The sequence below is a fragment of the Croceicoccus ponticola genome, assembly GCF_004004515.1.
Taxonomy (GTDB): domain Bacteria; phylum Pseudomonadota; class Alphaproteobacteria; order Sphingomonadales; family Sphingomonadaceae; genus Croceicoccus; species Croceicoccus ponticola.
Genome location: NZ_RXOL01000001.1, coordinates 884,498 through 903,117 on the forward strand (window position 1 = coordinate 884,498; position 18,620 = coordinate 903,117).

An 18,620-nucleotide genomic window follows, 5' to 3' on the forward strand; every position below is an offset into this window, starting at 1 on the left:
TTCCAGTTTCCAAATCTTTTTCGTAAGTGCCCATCATACTCAGCTCGCAACAGCCCCGTCTCCGTCTTCCATGGTCAGGGAATAGGAGAAACGCGGGTATGGAACATCAACGCCCAACAAGCTGAGCGTTATGGGTTGATAGCGCATATTGGTTAATCTGACGGAAACGATGGGCGCGGCATCGGGCAACTGGCAAGGAGCGGTACTATCGCCCGGGCTACAACTGCTCTTTATGGCGGGGTCGCCGTAGTAACCGAGTCCGCTGCCGGCGTAGGTGATTTCCACGTCGCCCGGCCCTATCCGCTTGGAAGCGACCCGCATTCGGCTGACGATCCGGTTGAAAGCCGCCGAGTTGAATGTCGCACCCGCAGCCGCGCCACATTGACCCGGCTCGCTGGTATTCGGGCACGTGCACGCCGTACTGTTGCAAACGACCGTTTTCATCGCCTCCGCGCAAATGGGGTCGCCATATTGCAAGGCGCCCATGCTGCCGGGGCAGACGATAGACGAAAAATCCATCGTATTGATAGGCGAGGCCACAATTTCGGATGCCACGGCATAACGCACGCCCAGTTGCACGGCCTTTTCGTATTGGTTGAGCTGCCAGGCATAGCGACCCACATCGATCACGCCGAAAAGTATCAGCAAGGCTGCCGGAAGGATGAGCGCGAATTCGGCAGCGCTTGCCGCGGCAGTGTTGCGAAACAGCCGCTTCATATGCCGATCACCGCAGCGTTTTCCTTGGCGGCGAGCGAATATGTGTCGTTGATGAAGCCGAGGCCACCCAAGATGGACCTGTACGGCATGCCGACGGCCGATACCGTAACGATCGCCCCCTTGCTCCCAAGACCGCCATAGATGCCGGTATCGACGAAGCTGTCGCAATTCGGTGTGATAACGACTTTCGTCTCGTCCCAGATCGGCAGCCGGATCGTGCCGTTGCCCGAAGGGTTGCCGGTACGGACCACGTTGCGAACCTTGGTATCGTCGAACGACGGGCCACAGATCGTGCCGTAATCGATCCGCGAAGCATAACGCGCCCCGTCTCGTACGGCCTGAATGAGCTTTTGCTCGTTCCAGAAATAATTGCCGGCTTCCATCGCGCCAAAGATCAGGATCAGCATGATCGGCAAGGCCAGCACGAACTCGGACGCCGCAGCCGCCTTGTCGCATTTGATAGGGGCGACCCATCCCGTCATCGGATAAGAACCGCCTTGCGCTTAGTATAGAACTGGAAATTGTTGGCGCCTGCGCCGACGCCAACCTCTTCGCCAATGACCTCGGCATAGAATTCCTTGTTCCCGCCTTGTGCCGACGGCTTGACGAGAAACATGTCGATGTAACGAATAATGTCGGCGGTATCCCTGCCGTTAAGTCCGGTGCAGTCGACTGCCGCCACCGACAGAACCCGCCGGTCTTTCAGCGTCTGTGGCGGTGCGATACCCGTGCCGGAGACCGGTCGGGGATAGGCGCAATAGTACTTCGCGGTAAATCGGCCGTTATTTGCCGTCTGAATTGTGTAGCCAGCCTTCACCGGGCTGGAAACATTGTCGGGCACTCCATCAGCGTTTCCGTCGACACTTTCCCAGTTGTATACCTCATGGCGAGTGGAGTTGGCGCTAAGGCCCGCTGGATAGGTGATCGCGCCTCCTGCGCCCACCACGGACGGATGTGTTGTCCGCAAATAGGCCGCGATGTCCCACACCCCGTCGCCAAATGTCTGAGTCGAGCAGCTGCCCCCGATATGGCAGGTATCACGCGGGTAGCCGGGGTTGGAAAGCGCCGACACGTCGAGATTCGGATTCGTTCTGCTGATACTGTCGTATTCGACCCAGCTCGGATTGTTCCCCGCAGCGCCACACGTCGCGGCGGCGGCCGCAGAAACCGCTGCAGCTTTGGTTAGGAAATTGCCGGGGATGCTATTCTCGATGAACACGTCTTTTGTGACGTTCTTCGAAGGACAGAAATTGCCAGTCGTGGAGTTGCACGCGGGCGCGCTCGCACGGTAGAGATCGAAACGAGTGTTCAGCGCCTCCCCCTCAGTATCGCGCGCGCCGGGCTCCGTCTCCACGCTTTCGCCAGTGCAGCCGGGATTTGTGACGTTCCAGCCCAGCGTCGTGTTCGGGTTGCCACTCGGTCCGGGATAGGGAAAGTCCAGGAACCCGAACACGCCGGGAGATAGCGGGTCGGTGCTTCCCGCCGACGGCAAGAGATGCAGTCGCACTCCTTCGCCCTTGTTCGAAACCGTGCCGGTCGCGGGATCGTAGGCACCAAAACCGCTGTTCGGCACACACACCATCATCGGGGGCACCTTGCAATAGGCCGAATCCACCGTAGCCATCGCGGTCGCTCCGGCCCGTCCGACGATGGCCCCCACGATCGGGGTCAACGCATAGCTTAGAGCACGCTGCTCGATCGTCACCTGCACAACTTCGGCTTTCGAAGAGTCCGTGACATCGAGCGCTACCGGCTTGTCGGGGGCGTCATTCGCATAATCTTCCCAGAATGCGAACTGGATTTGCGCGATTGGCCGCGAATTGCCGTCGGCATCGTCGTCGATGTTCGAAAGCCGGGTTTCGTTGACGTAGGCACCGTCCGACTTGGCTAGGAAATTGCGAACCGCGCCTTGCGCGCGGGTGATCGAATCCGTGCCGCCGTCCAACTGGCTTGCCGCCGCCAGTGCCGCCTGATCGGCCGCGTTCTGAAGTTCCGTATCGAGCGCCATGACACGGGCATAGTCGAAGCCTACGCCCGCCATGCCGATCAGGCCAAACAGTGCGAGCGCGTAAAGCGGCGCGATCGCGCCACCTTCATCTCCGCAGAATTCAAGCGCTTTTCGAACGGACATAGATCTTCGGGCGCTCCGCACCCCTCCTCTACTGCGTTTGGGTCGACTTGACCTGCTCGGGCTCTTCGACGCTTCCTTCGCGATAGGCTTCGATGGCATCGGCTGCATGCTCGGCGCTGCCTTCCATCGGTTCAGCATACTCCGGATCGGGATCGACTACCATCGCCGCATAAGTCATGCGGTTGGCTTCGCCGAAATCCTCTGGGTCGAATTGGCCCTGAGGCCCACCGTAAGTCGCACAACCCGCAAGGCAGGCAACCAATGCTATCGGCGCGAGACGCTTAGTATTCATAGCCCGGATCCTCCTGGCTCTGGTTCGGGGCGAGATCGACGGGCTGGTAATCGTCACCGGCAAGCAGCGTGTCGAGTACATCTTGGTCTTTCACGCGGTCGGTCGGCAAACGGACCTGATCGGGCCTGATGGGCTTTACCAGACGCGGCGTGACGACGATCAACAGTTCGGTCTCACCCTTCTGGAAGCTGGTCGAACGGAACAGCGACCCGATGATCGGCAGTGAGCCCAGCAATGGCAGCTGACGGACCGAAGTCTGCGTGTCCTGACGCAAAAGGCCAGCGATCGCAAAGCTTTGCCCGTCGCGCAGTTCCAGCGTCGTGCTCGCCCGCCGGGTTTGCAGCCCGGGCACCGAAATGCCGCCGACAGTGACCGAGGCGGACGGATCGATCGAGCTCACTTCGGGTTCGACGATCAGGTTGATCACGCCGCCGGACAGCACGGTTGGCGTGAAGCCAAGACCGACGCCGAACGATTTGAATTCGACCGTGATGGCGTCGCCGTTGCCCTGCGACACAGGGATCGGGAATTCGCCGCCGGCAAGGAACGAGGCCGATTCGCCCGAAAGAGCGATCAGCGTCGGTTCGGCAAGGGTTTTCGACAGGCCCTTGCGCTCCAGCGTATCGAGATAAGCGTCGATGTTGAGATCGCCGAGCGAAAACAGCGTGTGCAGGATGCCATAGGCGCTGCTGATGCCATCGACAGCAAGCCCGCCGACACCGCCGGTATCCGAGCCGGCAGAAGCGCCGTCGCCGACCGCAAATTCGATGTCGTTGCCGACACCGAAACCGCGTACGCCAAGCTGTTCGCCGATGTTGCGGCTCACTTCAGCAAAGCGGACTTCCAGCATGACCTGCTGGCTGCCGCGCACGGTCATCAGGTTGACCACTTCCTTGTCGGCAAAAATTTCAGCAATCTGCGCGGCGCGGCCAGCAGCTCCGGCGTCCGAAACGCTGCCGGACAGGATGATCTTGCCACCGGAAATACGCGCGTCGACGTTTTCGTTCGGCATAAGCGAAAGCAGTTCCCGACGTACGCCTTCGACATCGGGGCCGACGCTGACGTCCATCACCGCGATGACGCGATTGGCGCGATCGTAAAGCGTCAGGCTGGTCGTGCCGGTCGATTTGCCGAGGACATAGATCGAACGGTCCGAAATCGGCAGGACGTCCGCGATTGCGGGATTGCCGACCATGGCCTGGCCGATTGCCCGGTCGGCGGTCACGACCTCGCTCTTGTTCAAGGGAACCTCCAGCGAACCGGCGTGAAGTCCGGATTCCTGAGCATAGGCGGGTTGCGTCATCACGGTCGTCGCCGCGAGGGCGAGTGCGATCATCGATCGTTTCAGCATTTGCTCAATTCCCCCCAAGGCGACCGACCGGATAGTCGGTCGAAGCAGTCCCGCGAACGACGGTCATGCTTGGACCGCGCGGGCGTACCGGAGCCGACTGGCCAGACGGCGCAGACGGAGCCGGCGGCGCGGAAACCATGACAGGTGCCGATTCCGCGACTGCGACGCGGTTACCACCACCGCCGCCACCATAATTTCCCCTGATCGGGCTGACATCGCGGGTCATCACGGCGACGCCGGTGCCCGCTTCTTCGCTTTCACCTTCGACGTTGCGCAGGACAAGGCTCATCTGGCCCATCTTCTGGGCAAGCGTCAGTTTCTGCGCGCCATAAAGATCGACGAGCATCGTTGCCGTTCCGGCAAGACCGGGCTCAGTCGCATTTTCGCTTTGCACCGTGCCGATGGCGAGAACCTGGACCGCTTCCATGATGACTTCGGTCACCTTTTCGCCTTCGAGATCGCGGGTCAGCAAGATATCGACGATGTCAGCCGGCCTGATGAAGCCCGACACCGCGTTGGTCGCGTTGATCGGGATCGACATGGCGCGCATGCCTTCGGGCAGCTTGGCCGACAGCACCGCGCGACCGCTCAACTTGTCGGCAAGGATCGGTTCACCCGGAACGATCGGGCGCAGCGCGACGTGGCCTCCTTGCAGCAGTTCTTCCAACGAGAAGAACGCGCCGACGGGCACCGCATTGGCGGGAAAGTTCTGCAGCCGCATGTTTTCGGTTGTCAGCGCGCTGCCGAAATCGAGCGGCTGCGTCGCAACGACGATGCGCGCCAGTTCCTGTTGCTGCGCCGCCCGTTCCTGCTTTTCCTCCATCCCGGAAAAATAGGAATTGGCCAATACGACCGCGACGAGACCCAACCCGATGGCAATCAGGATGTAGACCAGGTTACGACTACCCATGCTTCAGCCCCCCCTATGGCCACAGGAACCTAACAGGAACCTGCCCCTTGGCCAAGATGTCCGACTGTAACGATTTTCAACACGACCGCAATCGGGACAGTCGGGTTATTAACCTAAGATGCAAATCCAACCGGTTGGCAAAAAAGAAAAAGGCCCCGCCGACTAGCGACGAGGCCCTTTCTCAGCTTGCGAAACTTAATCGCAATTTGCGCCGCCAGCAGGCTGGCCACCGGGTTGAAGGTCAGCAGGATCAACTACGCTATTATTGCAATCGTAAACATCGGCCGAAGCGCCATCGATTGCGTTCTTGACGTTCGCGCCCAGAACCAGCGCAGCAGCGCCGATGCCGACGCCGACGACGGCGATGATCAGAGCATATTCGGCAGCCGAGGCGCCAGCTTCGTCAGCGACGAAATTCTTAAGGAAAGTGTTCATCTTTAGTACCCCCGATACGCATGAGGCAGCCATGCGTGTCCAATGAATAACGGTCCCGGCTTCTATTTCCGGTTCACTTTATTACGACCGAAGCTTCGATCCGAAATCGGTCCATCAAACGACCGTGTTTCCGATGCTGCTCGGCACCCATGGAATCTGCGTAAATGGGGCGCAAAGGTCAAACGATTACCATTCGGTTAAAAAATCTTAATTTCGCCAATAGCTTAACGTAATTCAATTCTAACGACCGCAGTTAAGTTCTCCGTTCCGGATCGAATCAAGTCGTGCGTCCCGCAATATTTCCTAATAGATCAGGCACTTCGGTCCGTAAGACCAATAAAAGACGGACGATTGCGTTTCGCTTTGGAACAGTCCCGCCCGGATTAACCATCCGGTGCGTCCCGATAAGCCGCCATGAAGGACGATTGCCGGATGGCTACCTCACTGATAGGACCCAATAGATGGACTCCTGCCAGACCTGCGTTATTCGAAACCGTGCAATCTGCTCCGAACTCGAATTCTCCGAGCTCGAGGTGCTGAACGCCATCGGACACCGCCGCCAGCTTGTCGCGGGCGAGCAGCTGATCTGGGAAGGCGAAGACGCGGTGCTGGTCGCCAATGTCATCGAAGGCGTGCTGAAACTGTCGAACAGCATGGAAGACGGGCGCGAACAGATCGTCGGCCTCGTCTATCCTACAGACTTCATCGGCCGACCGTTCGGCGCGACAACACCCTATGGCGTGGAAGCGCTCACCGATGCGCGCGTCTGCGTCTTTGCGCGGCGCGATTTCGACAGCTTTGCTCGGCAACATCCCCGGCTTGAGCACAAATTGCTGGAACGCACGCTGGCCGAACTGGACCGGACCCGTGCGTGGATGCTGCTGCTGGGTCGCAAATCGGCCGAAGAGCGGCTGGCAACCTTCCTGCTCGAAGTGTCGCAACGGCTTGAGCCGGAAACCTGTTCGGCGCCCGATAACGCGCGACAGGCCGCGTTCGAACTGCCTTTCTCGCGCCAGCAAGTGGGCGACGTGCTTGGTCTGACCATCGAAACGGTGAGCCGCCAGTTCACCAAGCTGAAGCGCGACGGGGTCATCGACCTGCCGTCGCGCCGTTCGGTCGAGATCGTCGACCGCCGCGAACTGGAGGCCAGGGCAGGCTGACCCCGCCCCGGCCTCGCGTTCATCACATGCGATAGGAAAGTCCGACGCTGACCACCCACGGGTCGAGCTTGTGCTCGGTCGTCAGCACTTCGGCGCCGTCGGCATCGAAATAATGCGCGGTGGCGTCGATGAAGTACTTCTTGCCATCGACGCTGAGACCAAGGCCATTGTCGCTCAGCGCAAAATCAATGCCTGCCTGCAGGACGAAGCCGAGTTCGTCGTCGATATCGATGTCCGTCACGCCCAGCGCCTGAGACGTCGATCCGGCCTTGTCCTTGAGATACAGGAAATAGGCTGGGCCGGCCCCGACGTAAGGCTTGAACGGACCGCCCTCGTTGAAGTGGTATTTCGCCGTGATCGTGGCAGGGACGAGATAGATGTCGTCGACCAGTTCGGCCCCAGCGAGGCCTTCGGTTCCGGTCACGTTATGCTTGGTGACGCAGCAATAGGTTTCCACGCTGATGTTGGGTGTCGCGAAGTATTCGATCGAGATCGTCGGCACGACGTTGTTGTCGGCCTTTGTATTGGCATCGGCAGGCAGTGCCGCGGCGATGGCGGGGCTGGCAAAGGGCACGTCGGTCAGTTCGCCGTCAGGCAACACGGCGGTGCCATGCAACTTGACAAGGAACTTGCCATCCGGACTACAGGCATGTGCGGCATTTGAAATCAAGGCCATCACCATGGCGGCGCCGGCAGTAGTAGCGAACTTCTTCATCACGTAGTTACTCCCTGTGGCAGGTTTTGCCTGCCCTGACGATTTACATCAGGGAATTGCACCGACCGCTTTCCAACGACGGTTAACCCCAGTTACCCGGCAAACAATTGTCCTTGCCCATCAATAACTTCCGATAAATGCATTTGGCAGGTGCAAGACCGCATGCCGAATCTCGGCGTGTTTCCCTCATCGCCTCCGAAGAAGAACAGGCGCAGCTTATTTCTTCCCGCAGTGACCAACGGCTCTTATTCAGCCGCCCGCCCAAGCTGCATTGATCGAACGCAATTCCGGCTCCGGCTCATACAAAAGTATTAAACCTCAATCGCTTTGACCTGTGTCAATGCGGGCGGGTCTGTGCGGGACCAAGGGGCATGGGGGATTTCTCTCTTGAACCTTCAGCAAAAGGGGGCGGCCGTGGAAACGGTGCTTACTCGCGCGGGCATATGGCTCGTCATCTTGATACTCGCCATCGCCGGCATGGCGCTTGCCGCCGATGGCCCATTTGCCGTGCACATGGGCATCGTCGGCATCGCCGCGCTGATCGCGTTGTGGGCAACCGTAACGCGGGCCGATTACTCGGCACAGGCCAACGCCATCCTGCGCGCGCCTGCCGACCAGTCGCGGTATGACGACGATCCGATCCGCTGGGGTGTCATCGCCACGGTGTTCTGGGGCATGGCAGGATTTGCGGCGGGCCTTTTGATTGCGCTGCAACTCGCCTGGCCAATCCTGAATCTTGAGCCGTGGGCTAATTTCGGACGCCTTCGTCCTTTGCATACCAGCGCGGTCATCTTCGCATTTGGCGGCAATGCGTTGATCGCGTCCAGCTTCTACATTGTGCAGCGCACCTGCCGCGCGCGGCTGGCCTTCCCCGCCCTCGCCCGCTTTGTCTTCTGGGGCTACCAGCTGTTCATCGTGCTGGCCGCCACCGGCTATCTGATGGGCGTGACGCAGGGCAAGGAATATGCCGAACCCGAATGGTACACCGACTGGTGGCTGACCGTGGTCTGGGTCTCGTACCTGATCGTGTTCGTCGGCACGATCGTCAAACGCAGCGAACCGCACATCTACGTGGCTAACTGGTTCTTCCTCGCCTTCATCCTGACGGTGGCGATGCTGCATGTCGTCAACAACCTCGACATGCCGGTGTCGATCACCGGCAGCCGGTCCTATCCGCTGTTCGCCGGCGTTCAGGGCGCTCTGGTGCAGTGGTGGTACGGGCACAACGCGGTTGGCTTCTTTCTCACCGCCGGGTTCCTGGCGATGATGTATTACTTCGTGCCGAAACAGGCGGAGCGGCCGATCTATTCGTATCGGCTTTCGATCATCCACTTCTGGTCGCTGATCTTCCTGTATATCTGGGCCGGACCGCACCACCTTCATTATACCGCCCTGCCCGACTGGGCGCAGACACTAGGCATGGTGTTTTCGGTCATGCTGTGGATGCCCAGTTGGGGCGGCATGATCAACGGCCTGATGACGCTGAACGGCGCGTGGGACAAGGTTCGCACCGACCCCATCATCCGGATGATGGTGATGAGCCTCGCCTTCTACGGCATGAGCACGTTCGAAGGCCCGATGATGAGCATCAAGAGCGTGAACTCGCTCTCGCACTATACCGACTGGACCATCGGGCATGTCCATTCGGGCGCGCTGGGCTGGAACGGGATGATCACCTTTGCGGCGATCTATTTCCTGACGCCCCGACTGTGGAACCGCGAGCGGCTTTACAGCCTGCGCATGGTGAACTGGCACTTCTGGCTCGCGACGGCGGGGATCGTTTTCTACGCCGCGTCGATGTGGGTTTCGGGCGTGACGCAGGGTCTGATGTGGCGCCAGTACGGGGCCGACGGCTATCTCGTGAACTCGTTTGCCGAAACGGTCGCCGCGTTGCACCCGATGTTCATCCTGCGCGCCTTTGGCGGCCTGCTGTACCTTGCCGGCGCGGTCATCATGGTCGTCAACGTCTGGGCCACGATCGCGGGCAGGTTGCGCACCGAAAAGCCGATGCACGACGCCGCCTATGACGCGCAGGCGGACCGCCCGGCGATCGCACCCCGCCCCGTCCTTGCGCCTGCGAACTGAGGGGCATGACCATGAGCATGACCGAAAAGCACAAGAAGCTTGAAAAGAACGTCACCTTGCTGGCTGTCGCGGCCTTTGCGGCCGTCACCGTCGGTGGGCTGGTCGAAATCGCGCCGCTGTTCTGGATCGACAACACGATCGAGAAAGTGGACGGGATGCGGCCCTATACACCGCTGGAACAGGCGGGGCGCGACATCTATGTCCGCGAAGGGTGCTATGTCTGCCACAGCCAGATGATCCGTCCGTTCCGGGACGAGGTCGAACGCTATGGCCACTACAGCCTTGCCGCCGAATCCATGTACGATCACCCGTTCCAGTGGGGTTCGAAACGGACAGGGCCAGACCTTGCCCGCGTCGGCGGACGCTATTCCGACGAATGGCATGTCCAGCATCTGGAAAATCCGCAATCGGTCGTGCCCGAAAGCGTGATGCCGCAATACGGCTTCCTCGCCGAAAGCCCGCTGAAGGTGCAGGACATGGCGGCGAACCTGACGGCGCTGTCGCGGGTGGGTGTGCCCTATACCGACGCACAGATCGCCCATGCCGACGCCGACATGAAGGTGCAGGCCAATCCCGATGCCGACACCGGTGGGCTGACCGAACGTTACGGTGAACAGGTGAACCTGCGCGATTTCGACGGCAAGCCGGCCAAACTGACCGAGATGGATGCGCTGGTCGCCTACCTTCAGGTGCTGGGCACGATGGTCGACGTCAACGCAGCCGCGGCGCAGGAAGACCTTGCGACGGAGAAAGGGCGATGAGCGATCATTCCTTTTACGACGCGCTGCGCCACTTGGCCGACAGCTGGGGCCTGCTCATCATGATGTTCGTGTTCAGCGTGCTTGCCGCGTGGCCCTTCCGGCCCGGCGCGCGCGAACGCAACGAGGATGCGGCGACCATGATCTTCAAGGACGAGAACGATGGTTGATACCGACAACACCCCGGCATCGGCCGGACGGCGTCTTGACGAAGCCACCAACACCGAAACCGTCGGCCACGAATGGGACGGGATCGAGGAACTGGACACGCCGCTGCCCCGCTGGTGGCTGTGGATCTTCTACGCCACGATCGTTTTTTCGATCGGTTATGTCATCGCCTATCCCGCGCTGCCCATGATCTCAAAGGGGACAGAGGGCGTGCTCGGCTGGTCCAGCCGCAGCGATCTGACCGATGACTTGAAGGCCGCCGATGCCAAGCGTTCGCAAGTCGTTGCAGCGCTCGCCGGAATGCCCATCGAACGGCTGGAAACCGACAGCAAGCTGATGCGCGCCGCGGTGTCTGGCGGTGAAGCGGCGTTCAAGGTCAATTGCGTGCAGTGTCATGGCGCGCGCGCGGCGGGTCTGCCCGGCTATCCCAACCTCAATGACGACGACTGGCTTTGGGGCGGCGACCTCAAGGCGATCCACCAGACCCTGCAACACGGCATCCGCCAACCGGGCGACGATCAAACGCGGTTCAGCCAGATGCCCGCATTCGGCCGCGACGGGATCCTGACCGGAGCAGAGATCGCAGACGTCACCAGCTTCGTGCGCACGCTATCGGGGCTTGAGCCGAAAAGCGCGGCTTCGCAGCGCGGCGGCGCGCTGTTCGAGGCGAATTGCGCGGTGTGTCACGGCGCGACCGGCACCGGGATGCGCGAATTCGGCGCGCCCAACCTTGCCGATGCGATATGGCTTTATGGCGGCAGCCGCGATGACATCACCGCGACGATCACCACTGCCCGTTATGGCCAGATGCCCGCATGGGGGCAGCGCCTCGATCCGGTGACGATCAAGATGCTGACGGCCTATGTCCACTCGTTGGGCGGCGGGGAGAATTTCGTCGCCGTCGCGAAGGCCGCGGATAAGGACGCGAGCCAAGACGCAAATGGGCTGGACGATGCGACCGACTGACCTCCAACCCGCGCCAGCTTCGGCCTCGCTTTACGAAAAGCACACGACCGTTCACCCCAAACGGATCGACGGACCGTTCCGCCGTTTCAAATGGCTGGTCATGCTCGTCACGCTGGGCATCTATTACGGCACGCCCTGGCTGCGCTGGGACCGCGGCCCCTATGCCCCGGATCAGGCGGTGCTGATCGATCTGGAACATCGCCGGTTCTACATGTTCGATATCGAGATCTGGCCCCACGAATTCTATTTCGTCGCGGGCCTGCTGATCATGGCGGGCATAGGCCTGTTCCTGATCACCAGCGCGGTCGGGCGGGCATGGTGCGGCTATGCCTGTCCGCAGACGGTGTGGACCGACCTGTTCCAGCATGTCGACCGGTTCGTCGATGGCGACCGCAATGCGCGCATGCGGCTGGACAAGGCACCGTGGACTGCGGGCAAGGCAGCGCGTCGGCTGGCCAAGTGGACGATCTATCTCGTCATCGCTTTCTGGACCGGCGGCGCGTGGATCATGTATTTTGCCGATGCCCCGACACTGACGCGCGAATTCTGGGCCGGCGATGCCGCGCCCGTCGCCTATGCAACCGTCGCTGTGCTGACCGGCACGACGTTTTTGTTGGGCGGTTTCATGCGCGAACAGGTGTGCATCTACATGTGCCCGTGGCCGCGCATCCAGACCGCGATGCTGGACGAAAAGTCGCTGATCGTCACGTACAAGGACTGGCGCGGCGAACCGCGCGGCAGCCTGAAAAAGGCGCAGAAGGCTCCCGACGCGTTCGGCGATTGCGTCGATTGCAACCAGTGCGTTGCGGTGTGCCCCACCGGCATCGATATCCGCGAAGGGCCGCAGATCGGGTGCATCACTTGCGCCCTGTGCATTGATGCGTGCGACCGGGTGATGAAGGAAATCGGTCGCCCTCGCGGACTGATCGATTATGCGACGCTCGAAGATTGCGAGCGCGAAGCCGCCGGCGCCGCGCCGCGCCCGGTTTGGAAGACGCTGACCCACCCGCGGACGCTGATCTACCTCGGGGTGTGGAGCGCCATCGGCGCAGCGCTGCTCTTCGCGCTGGGCACGCGGGCGCATACCGGACTGACGGTGCAGTCGGATCGCAATCCGCCCTTCATGCTGATGAGCGACGGTTCGGTGCGCAATAGCTATACCGTCAAACTGCGCAACATGCAGAGCCGCCCGCGCACGATGGCGCTGTCGCTCGTCGGACTGCCCGGCGCGACTATGTGGACCGACGACATGTCGAAGGACGCGGCCACTCGTCAATTCGCCCGCGAGGTTTCTGCCGACGTGACCCTGCCGTTGCGGGTCTATGTCATCGCCCCGCGCGGGACAGGGGGCGGGACATTCGCGTTTCAGGTGACATCCCCCGACGGCGAAAGCGACAGCAGCGAAACCGCGTTCAACGCACCGGAGCCGCCACGATGATCCAACCCGATCCGCGCGCCAGCAAGCTCAATCGACGATTTACCGGAAAGCACATGACCGGGATCCTCGTCGCCGGGTTCGGAGTTGTCATCGCAGTCAATTTCACGATGGCCGCGCTGGCCAGCAGCAGCTTTGGCGGGGTGGTCGTCGAAAATTCCTATGTCGCGAGCCAGAAATTCAACGGCTGGCTCGACAAGGCGCAGGCGTCGGACACGCTGGGATACACGGTAACCGCATTGCTGCGCGCAGACGGCAAGGTCGTACTCACCACAAGCGGCGTGGCGACAGGCGCGCAGGTCATCGCGACCGCGCGGCACCCGTTGGGCCATCAGCCGGACCGGACGCTGAACTTCGTGGCCGGACCCGACGGCGCGTGGACCAGTACCGCCGCCCTGCCCGACGACCGCTGGACATTGCGCCTGTCCATCACGGATCGCGGCCGGGAATGGCGTGGGGAACGCGCATTGCCATGAACGCGCCCATCGCCAGGCAACCCATCGACGCCGCACGCTGCGTCGACAGCCGGTTCACCGTGCCCGGCATCCGGTGTGCCGGGTGTATCGGCAAGATCGAACGTGGGATTTCCGCCATCCCCGGCGTCGCGACGGCGCGCGTGAACTTTTCCGCCAAGCGCGTCGCGGTCAGCCATGATCCCGAACTGACCGATGCCGACATTGTCGAAGCCCTGCGAGAATTGGGCTTCGAAGCGCAGCCGATGGCGGAAAACCCGCTGGCCCGCGATGACGCGGAAACGAGGCTGCTTTTGCGCGCGCTGGCGGTTGCGGGCTTTGCGATGATGAACATCATGCTGCTGTCGGTCGCCGTATGGTCGGGCGCGGATGGCATCACCAGGGACCTGTTCCACTGGCTGTCGGCGGCCATCGCACTGCCTGCGGTCGCCTATGCGGGGCGTCCATTCTTTTCCTCCGCATGGATGGCGCTGCGTTATCGCCGCACGAATATGGACGTTCCGATTTCCATCGGCGTACTGCTCGCCACGGGGATGAGCGCGTTTGAAGTGCTGACCGGCGGGCAGCATGCCTATTTCGACGGCGCGGTCATGCTGCTGTTCTTCCTTCTGGTGGGCCGGGTGCTGGATGCCGTGATGCGCGACCGGGCACGTTCGGGCATTGCGTCGTTGCTGGGCCGGATGGGTCGCGGCGCGCAAGTCGCCTATCCCGATGGCGATGTCCGCTGGGTCGCGGCCGAAGATATCGAGCCCGGCATGGAAATGCAGGTTGCAGCCGGAGAATCGCTGGCCGCCGACGGATTGATCGTGACGGGAAAAAGCCGGTTCGACCGTTCGATGCTGACCGGCGAAAGCGCGCCAGTAGCGTCCGGCCCCGGCGACATGGCGCATGCGGGCACGACCAACCTGCTGTCGCCCGTCACCGTGCGCGTCACCGCCGCTGCCGAAGATACCGCCATCGCCGATATCGCCCGCCTGATGGACGAAGCAGGCCAGTCGCGCAGCCGCTATGTCCGCATCGCGGATCGCGCCGCACGCCTTTATGCCCCCGCCGTCCATTCACTTGCCGCGCTGAGCTTTGCGGGCTGGATGATCGCGGGCGCGGGGGTTCACCAATCGCTGCTGATCGCGATCGCGGTGCTGATCATCACCTGCCCCTGCGCGCTGGGCCTTGCCGTTCCGGCAGCGCAGGTCGTGGCGGCGGGCGCGTTGATGAAACATGGGCTGTTGATCAAGGACGGCAGCGCGCTGGAAAGGCTGGCCGAGGCCGATCACGCCCTGTTCGACAAGACCGGGACGCTGACGCTGGGCCGCCCCCGCCCCGTTTCGCTGGCCGCGCTTTCGCCGCAGGATTGCGGCATCGCGCTGACCCTGTCGCAAAGCAGCCGCCACCCGTTGAGCAAGGGCCTTGCCGCCGCATTGCAGGATTCAGGCACGATCGCGCATCCCGTCAGCGATATCGACGAAAGACCGGGCGAAGGCATGCGCGGAATTTACGAGGGCGAAGCGGTCAGCCTCCTGCGCCCCGACTTGGCAGAGGAAGGGCTGTCGGTCGCCTACACCCGAGGGATGGCGACGACCGTCATTCGCTTTGCCGATTCGTGGCGCGCCGATGGCGAAGCGACGATTGCCGCGCTCGCCTCGCTCGGCATTCCGGGCGCCATCGTATCGGGCGATGCCAGCGATGCGGTCATGACCGCGGCCGTGCATTTCGGCATCCCGGCACAGGGCGGGATGAGCCCCGCTGACAAGCTGGCCGAACTGGAACGCCGCCGCGCCACGGGGGAAAAAGTGCTGATGATCGGCGACGGGCTGAACGATGGTCCGGCGCTGGCCGCAGCGCACGTTTCCATCGCGCCGGGCGGCGCCAGCGACGTCAGCCAGCAGGCGGCAGACGCAGTGTTTGTCGGCGATGCGCTGATGCCGGTTGCGCTGGCCGTTCGTGTCGCGCGCAGGACGATGCGGACGGTGCGCCAGAATTTCGCGATGGCCGTGGGCTATAACCTGCTGGCTGTGCCCATCGCCATGGCCGGATACGTCACGCCCATGATTGCGGCCATCGCGATGTCGATGTCGTCGCTGATCGTCGTGGCCAACTCGCTGTTGCTGTTCCGGGCGGCGGGGGACCGGCGGTGAACGGGCTGATCTTCCTCATCCCCGTTGCTCTGGGCATGGGCGGGCTGGGTCTTTCCGCTTTCTTCTGGGCCATGCGCAGCGGGCAGTTCGATGATATGGACGGCGCAGCCCAGCGCATCCTGATTGAAGAGGATGACGAGGGCGTTTCGTGAACGGGATGCTGGCCAGTTTCGCCGCGGTCGCGCTTTTGCCCGCGATGACGGGGGTGCCGCCCGCCGATGCGCAGCGGACCATCGTCGTCGCGTTGTGCAGCGGCGGTTCGATCGTGATTCCGCTGGGCCAAACCGGCACTGCACGCAGCACGACGCCGTGTTGTGCCAAGGGTTGCCGCACCCGGCGCAAGCGTCCGTTTGATCGAACGCAATGATCGCGGGCCCATGCGAATCTAAAGGTTCGTGCATCATGTGGCCCTACCTCCCCGAACTGCTGGCCGTGCCGGTTCCGCGCTATACCAGCTACCCCACGGCGGCCGAATTCGGGCCGGTCGACGAACGCGCATACCATGACGCGTTGGAGGATGTGCAGAGCGACCTCTCGCTTTACGTCCACATCCCCTATTGCCACGAAATTTGCTGGTACTGCGGCTGCAACACCGGCGCCGCGCACCGCCAGAAGCGGCTGGCCGCCTATCTCGAGGCATTGCAGCACGAGATCGCGACCGTCGGCGCGCTGGTCCCGCCCGATGCGCGCGTGCGGCACATCGCGTTCGGCGGCGGCAGTCCCAACGCCATCGCGCCGACCGACTTCGTCCGGCTGGTCGATGCGCTCACGCTCGCCTTTCCGCTGACCGATCCGGTCATCTCGGTCGAGCTCGACCCGCGCAGCCTTTCCGAACCGTGGGGCGAAGTGCTGGATCATGTCGGCGTCCAACGGGCGAGCATGGGGGTGCAGACGTTCGACCCCGCAATCCAGCAGGCGATCGGGCGGGTCCAGCCGGTCGAACTGATCGAACGCGCGACGCAGCTTTTGCGCCGGTCGGGCGTCACTTCGTTGAATTTCGACCTGATGTACGGCCTTCCGGGACAGGATCTGGACGGCCTGCTCGCCTCGCTCGACACGACGGCGCGGCTGGGCGCGGACAGGATCGCGCTGTTCGGCCTCGCCTATCTGCCCGACATGTTCCCGCGCCAGCGCCGCATCGAGGCAACCGACTTGCCCGATGCGGTCGCGCGTTTCGCGATGATGGAGGCCGGATACGAGCGACTCTTGGCCCACGGTTACGAACCGGTCGGCTTCGATCATTTCGCGCTACCCGATGATCCGTTGTCGCGCGCAGCGATTTCGGGGCGCCTTCACCGCAATTTCCAGGGTTTCACCGACGACAGCGCCCCTGTCACCATTGGTCTTGGCGCCAGTGCGATCAGCGTCTTTCCCCAAGGGATCTTCCAGAACGAAAAAAACGCTGGACGCTATCGGGAACTGGTCGGCGCGGGGCACCACGCCACGGCGAAGGGGATCGCCCGGGATGCCGACGATCGCCGGCGGGCTCGGATCATCACGGGAATCCTGTGCCATGGCCGGGCAAGGGTCGATGGCGACCTTCTGGCCGAAGCGTCACCGCGCATGGTGCGTTTCGTCGAGGCGGGGCTGTGTTCCGTGAACAACGGCACGCTCACGCTGACTGGCGATGCCCTGCCCTATGCGCGCGGCATCGCCGCCTGTTTCGACCGGTACCGCGTTTACAGCACGCGAATGTTCAGCAACGCGGTCTGATCCCACGATTTCAGCCGGCCAGCGCCTTCGCGATGTAATTGCGCGCCCACGCTGGCGTTGTCGGTGGCAGGTCATCGGGGCCGAAGAATGCCAGTTCGGCGATTTCCCGGCCATCGGCCCGCGGGCTTTCGCAAATCGTCGCCGCAAAAACCGTCACTTCGTTGCGCGCGCCGTGCAGGTCGATCTCCTCCACATGGACGATCGCCATCGTAATGGGCGACACGGCGACTTCTTCCGCCAATTCGCGCCGCGCGGCCAGTTCGGCATCCTCCCCCCTGCGGATGCCGCCGGTGGGCACATGCCATTCCAGCCGCTTGCGATAGGAATGGCGCACCATCAGCACTTCGCCCTCCGGGTTTATGGCCACGATCGCACAACCGCGCAGCCGTGGCTTGCGCCATGCCCACCAACGCCGGCGCACTATTTCGGCAACGCGCAACAGCCTGCGATGGACCGCGGGCGGCAAAAGGCCCGCGAACGGAATGTCAGGCAAAGCAAGTCACTTCGCCGCGCGCCGCACCCAGCAGACGCGCGATGGGCAGCTCATTCTCGCCCTTGGCCGCCGCCTCGAACACGGCCAGCTTGTCGGCCCCGCGAATGACGAACATCAGCGCTTCTGCGCTCAACAGCTTGGGCAGGGTCATCGTGACACGGTCGAACGGCGCTTCGGGCGGCAACGGATCGGGGGTCAAGCGGCGAACCTGCGCCGGATCGTCAAGGCGAGGATCGGTGTTGGGAAACAACGACGCGATGTGCCCGTCCCCACCCATGCCCAGCCAAGCCAGCGCGAAATGCGGCGGCTGCGCGTCTTCCTCCAACGGCACGACTTTTGCGCCGGTGCCCTCAAGCGTGCGCGCGAGCCTGCCGTAATTGCTCGCATCATGATCGGCGGGCACGCATCGATCGTCCCCGGGCCATATTTCCAGCCGCGTCCAATCGATATCCCGCGTCGCCAAGTCCGCCAGGATCGGGAACGGCGTCGATCCGCCCGGCACAGTGATCGCCACGGTCCCCTCGCGCCGGTCAAGCTCGTGCGTCAACCGCTGTTCCAGCCAGTCCGCGATCCGGGCGTCGGAACAGTCGTGTTGAAAGGCGATTTCGGTCAGCATGGTATCTCCTGCGCGCGGCGTCCCATGGGAAGTAGGGAGCGCTGGCCCCTTGCCAAGCCCCTGCCGT

Annotated in this window: 21 protein-coding genes; 11 read left to right on the forward strand and 10 right to left on the reverse strand. The window is 62.5% G+C overall.

Features of this window, described 5'->3' with window-relative positions; all coding sequences use genetic code 11:
- Positions 1–39: 39 nt before the first annotated feature.
- From EKN06_RS04220 to EKN06_RS15895, 7 genes are all read right to left on the reverse strand, one after another.
- Positions 40–717 carry a TadE/TadG family type IV pilus assembly protein gene (locus tag EKN06_RS04220; protein ID WP_127611584.1) on the reverse strand — a complete coding sequence of 226 codons (678 nt, stop codon included), beginning with the start codon at positions 715–717 and terminating at the stop codon, positions 40–42.
- A complete protein-coding gene (locus EKN06_RS04225; protein ID WP_127611585.1) occupies positions 714–1,199 on the reverse strand; it encodes a TadE/TadG family type IV pilus assembly protein in 486 nt (161 codons plus the stop codon). The genes EKN06_RS04220 and EKN06_RS04225 overlap by 4 nt, the downstream gene beginning before the upstream one ends.
- Positions 1,196–2,848 carry a pilus assembly protein TadG-related protein gene (locus EKN06_RS04230; protein ID WP_164843925.1) on the reverse strand — a complete coding sequence of 551 codons (1,653 nt, stop codon included), beginning with the start codon at positions 2,846–2,848 and terminating at the stop codon, positions 1,196–1,198. The genes EKN06_RS04225 and EKN06_RS04230 overlap by 4 nt, the downstream gene beginning before the upstream one ends.
- A gap of 28 nt (positions 2,849–2,876) precedes the next feature.
- Complete coding sequence (locus tag EKN06_RS15580; protein ID WP_164843926.1) at positions 2,877–3,140, reverse strand: hypothetical protein; 264 nt, start codon at positions 3,138–3,140, stop codon at positions 2,877–2,879.
- Complete coding sequence (locus EKN06_RS04235) at positions 3,130–4,476, reverse strand: type II and III secretion system protein family protein (RefSeq protein ID WP_240654591.1); 1,347 nt, start codon at positions 4,474–4,476, stop codon at positions 3,130–3,132. Before EKN06_RS04235 ends, EKN06_RS15580 begins: the two co-directional genes overlap by 11 nt.
- Before the next feature lie 19 nt (positions 4,477–4,495).
- Entirely contained in the window at positions 4,496–5,401 is a 906-nt protein-coding gene (gene cpaB / locus EKN06_RS04240; protein WP_127611588.1) for a Flp pilus assembly protein CpaB, read from the reverse strand.
- Positions 5,402–5,596: 195 nt separating this feature from the next.
- Positions 5,597–5,836: a Flp family type IVb pilin gene (locus tag EKN06_RS15895; RefSeq protein WP_240654592.1), complete on the reverse strand. Its 240-nt coding sequence runs from the start codon at positions 5,834–5,836 to the stop codon at positions 5,597–5,599.
- Positions 5,837–6,297: 461 nt separating this feature from the next.
- Here EKN06_RS15895 and EKN06_RS04250 point away from each other — a divergent pair, with 461 nt between their 5' ends.
- Positions 6,298–6,996 (forward strand): Crp/Fnr family transcriptional regulator, encoded by a 699-nt coding sequence (locus tag EKN06_RS04250; RefSeq protein ID WP_127611589.1) that lies wholly within the window; start codon positions 6,298–6,300, stop codon positions 6,994–6,996.
- A gap of 22 nt (positions 6,997–7,018) precedes the next feature.
- On the opposite strand, the gene EKN06_RS04255 is transcribed toward EKN06_RS04250, so the two are convergent.
- On the reverse strand, positions 7,019–7,711 hold the full coding sequence (locus tag EKN06_RS04255) for an OmpW/AlkL family protein (protein ID WP_127611983.1): 693 nt from the start codon (positions 7,709–7,711) through the stop codon (positions 7,019–7,021).
- Positions 7,712–8,125: 414 nt separating this feature from the next.
- Here EKN06_RS04255 and ccoN point away from each other — a divergent pair, with 414 nt between their 5' ends.
- From ccoN to EKN06_RS04305, 10 genes are read left to right on the forward strand one after another with little or no spacing between them, the layout of a single operon-like run.
- On the forward strand, positions 8,126–9,796 hold the full coding sequence (ccoN, locus tag EKN06_RS04260) for a cytochrome-c oxidase, cbb3-type subunit I (RefSeq protein ID WP_127611984.1): 1,671 nt from the start codon (positions 8,126–8,128) through the stop codon (positions 9,794–9,796).
- A gap of 5 nt (positions 9,797–9,801) precedes the next feature.
- On the forward strand, positions 9,802–10,557 hold the full coding sequence (ccoO, locus tag EKN06_RS04265; RefSeq protein ID WP_127611590.1) for a cytochrome-c oxidase, cbb3-type subunit II: 756 nt from the start codon (positions 9,802–9,804) through the stop codon (positions 10,555–10,557).
- A complete protein-coding gene (locus EKN06_RS04270) occupies positions 10,554–10,724 on the forward strand; it encodes a cbb3-type cytochrome c oxidase subunit 3 (protein WP_127611591.1) in 171 nt (56 codons plus the stop codon). Before ccoO ends, EKN06_RS04270 begins: the two co-directional genes overlap by 4 nt.
- Positions 10,717–11,688, forward strand: a complete 972-nt coding sequence (gene ccoP, locus EKN06_RS04275; protein WP_127611592.1) for a cytochrome-c oxidase, cbb3-type subunit III — start codon at positions 10,717–10,719, stop codon at positions 11,686–11,688. The genes EKN06_RS04270 and ccoP overlap by 8 nt, the downstream gene beginning before the upstream one ends.
- A complete protein-coding gene (gene ccoG / locus EKN06_RS04280) occupies positions 11,675–13,126 on the forward strand; it encodes a cytochrome c oxidase accessory protein CcoG (protein ID WP_127611593.1) in 1,452 nt (483 codons plus the stop codon). Before ccoP ends, ccoG begins: the two co-directional genes overlap by 14 nt.
- Positions 13,123–13,599 carry a FixH family protein gene (locus EKN06_RS04285; RefSeq protein ID WP_127611594.1) on the forward strand — a complete coding sequence of 159 codons (477 nt, stop codon included), beginning with the start codon at positions 13,123–13,125 and terminating at the stop codon, positions 13,597–13,599. The genes ccoG and EKN06_RS04285 overlap by 4 nt, the downstream gene beginning before the upstream one ends.
- On the forward strand, positions 13,596–15,731 hold the full coding sequence (locus tag EKN06_RS04290; protein ID WP_127611595.1) for a heavy metal translocating P-type ATPase: 2,136 nt from the start codon (positions 13,596–13,598) through the stop codon (positions 15,729–15,731). Before EKN06_RS04285 ends, EKN06_RS04290 begins: the two co-directional genes overlap by 4 nt.
- Entirely contained in the window at positions 15,728–15,883 is a 156-nt protein-coding gene (gene ccoS, locus EKN06_RS04295; RefSeq protein ID WP_127611596.1) for a cbb3-type cytochrome oxidase assembly protein CcoS, read from the forward strand. The genes EKN06_RS04290 and ccoS overlap by 4 nt, the downstream gene beginning before the upstream one ends.
- Complete coding sequence (locus EKN06_RS04300) at positions 15,880–16,098, forward strand: hypothetical protein (protein WP_127611597.1); 219 nt, start codon at positions 15,880–15,882, stop codon at positions 16,096–16,098. Before ccoS ends, EKN06_RS04300 begins: the two co-directional genes overlap by 4 nt.
- 35 nt (positions 16,099–16,133) lie before the next feature.
- Positions 16,134–17,444, forward strand: a complete 1,311-nt coding sequence (locus EKN06_RS04305; RefSeq protein WP_127611598.1) for a radical SAM protein — start codon at positions 16,134–16,136, stop codon at positions 17,442–17,444.
- 10 nt (positions 17,445–17,454) lie between these two features.
- Here EKN06_RS04305 and EKN06_RS04310 read toward each other — a convergent pair whose 3' ends face one another.
- Together EKN06_RS04310 and EKN06_RS04315 are read right to left on the reverse strand one after the other, a co-directional pair.
- Entirely contained in the window at positions 17,455–17,937 is a 483-nt protein-coding gene (locus tag EKN06_RS04310) for an NUDIX domain-containing protein (RefSeq protein ID WP_127611599.1), read from the reverse strand.
- Positions 17,930–18,553 carry a 6-phosphogluconolactonase gene (locus EKN06_RS04315; protein ID WP_127611600.1) on the reverse strand — a complete coding sequence of 208 codons (624 nt, stop codon included), beginning with the start codon at positions 18,551–18,553 and terminating at the stop codon, positions 17,930–17,932. The genes EKN06_RS04310 and EKN06_RS04315 overlap by 8 nt, the downstream gene beginning before the upstream one ends.
- Positions 18,554–18,620: the final 67 nt, after the last annotated feature.

What these genes read in the sequence shown, in the direction of transcription:
- EKN06_RS04220 (WP_127611584.1), bottom strand. Translation starts at nt 717, where the DNA reads ATGAAGCGGCTGTTTCGCAACACTGCCGCGGCAAGCGCTGCCGAATTC.
- EKN06_RS04225 (WP_127611585.1), bottom strand. Translation starts at nt 1,199, where the DNA reads ATGACGGGATGGGTCGCCCCTATCAAATGCGACAAGGCGGCTGCGGCG.
- EKN06_RS04230 (WP_164843925.1), bottom strand. Translation starts at nt 2,848, where the DNA reads ATGTCCGTTCGAAAAGCGCTTGAATTCTGCGGAGATGAAGGTGGCGCG.
- EKN06_RS15580 (WP_164843926.1), bottom strand. Translation starts at nt 3,140, where the DNA reads ATGAATACTAAGCGTCTCGCGCCGATAGCATTGGTTGCCTGCCTTGCG.
- EKN06_RS04235 (WP_240654591.1), bottom strand. Translation starts at nt 4,476, where the DNA reads ATGATCGCACTCGCCCTCGCGGCGACGACCGTGATGACGCAACCCGCC.
- cpaB (WP_127611588.1), bottom strand. Translation starts at nt 5,401, where the DNA reads ATGGGTAGTCGTAACCTGGTCTACATCCTGATTGCCATCGGGTTGGGT.
- EKN06_RS15895 (WP_240654592.1), bottom strand. Translation starts at nt 5,836, where the DNA reads ATGAACACTTTCCTTAAGAATTTCGTCGCTGACGAAGCTGGCGCCTCG.
- EKN06_RS04250 (WP_127611589.1), top strand. Translation starts at nt 6,298, where the DNA reads ATGGACTCCTGCCAGACCTGCGTTATTCGAAACCGTGCAATCTGCTCC.
- EKN06_RS04255 (WP_127611983.1), bottom strand. Translation starts at nt 7,711, where the DNA reads ATGAAGAAGTTCGCTACTACTGCCGGCGCCGCCATGGTGATGGCCTTG.
- ccoO (WP_127611590.1), top strand. Translation starts at nt 9,802, where the DNA reads ATGACCATGAGCATGACCGAAAAGCACAAGAAGCTTGAAAAGAACGTC.
- EKN06_RS04270 (WP_127611591.1), top strand. Translation starts at nt 10,554, where the DNA reads ATGAGCGATCATTCCTTTTACGACGCGCTGCGCCACTTGGCCGACAGC.
- ccoP (WP_127611592.1), top strand. Translation starts at nt 10,717, where the DNA reads ATGGTTGATACCGACAACACCCCGGCATCGGCCGGACGGCGTCTTGAC.
- ccoG (WP_127611593.1), top strand. Translation starts at nt 11,675, where the DNA reads ATGCGACCGACTGACCTCCAACCCGCGCCAGCTTCGGCCTCGCTTTAC.
- EKN06_RS04285 (WP_127611594.1), top strand. Translation starts at nt 13,123, where the DNA reads ATGATCCAACCCGATCCGCGCGCCAGCAAGCTCAATCGACGATTTACC.
- EKN06_RS04290 (WP_127611595.1), top strand. Translation starts at nt 13,596, where the DNA reads ATGAACGCGCCCATCGCCAGGCAACCCATCGACGCCGCACGCTGCGTC.
- EKN06_RS04305 (WP_127611598.1), top strand. Translation starts at nt 16,134, where the DNA reads ATGTGGCCCTACCTCCCCGAACTGCTGGCCGTGCCGGTTCCGCGCTAT.
- EKN06_RS04315 (WP_127611600.1), bottom strand. Translation starts at nt 18,553, where the DNA reads ATGCTGACCGAAATCGCCTTTCAACACGACTGTTCCGACGCCCGGATC.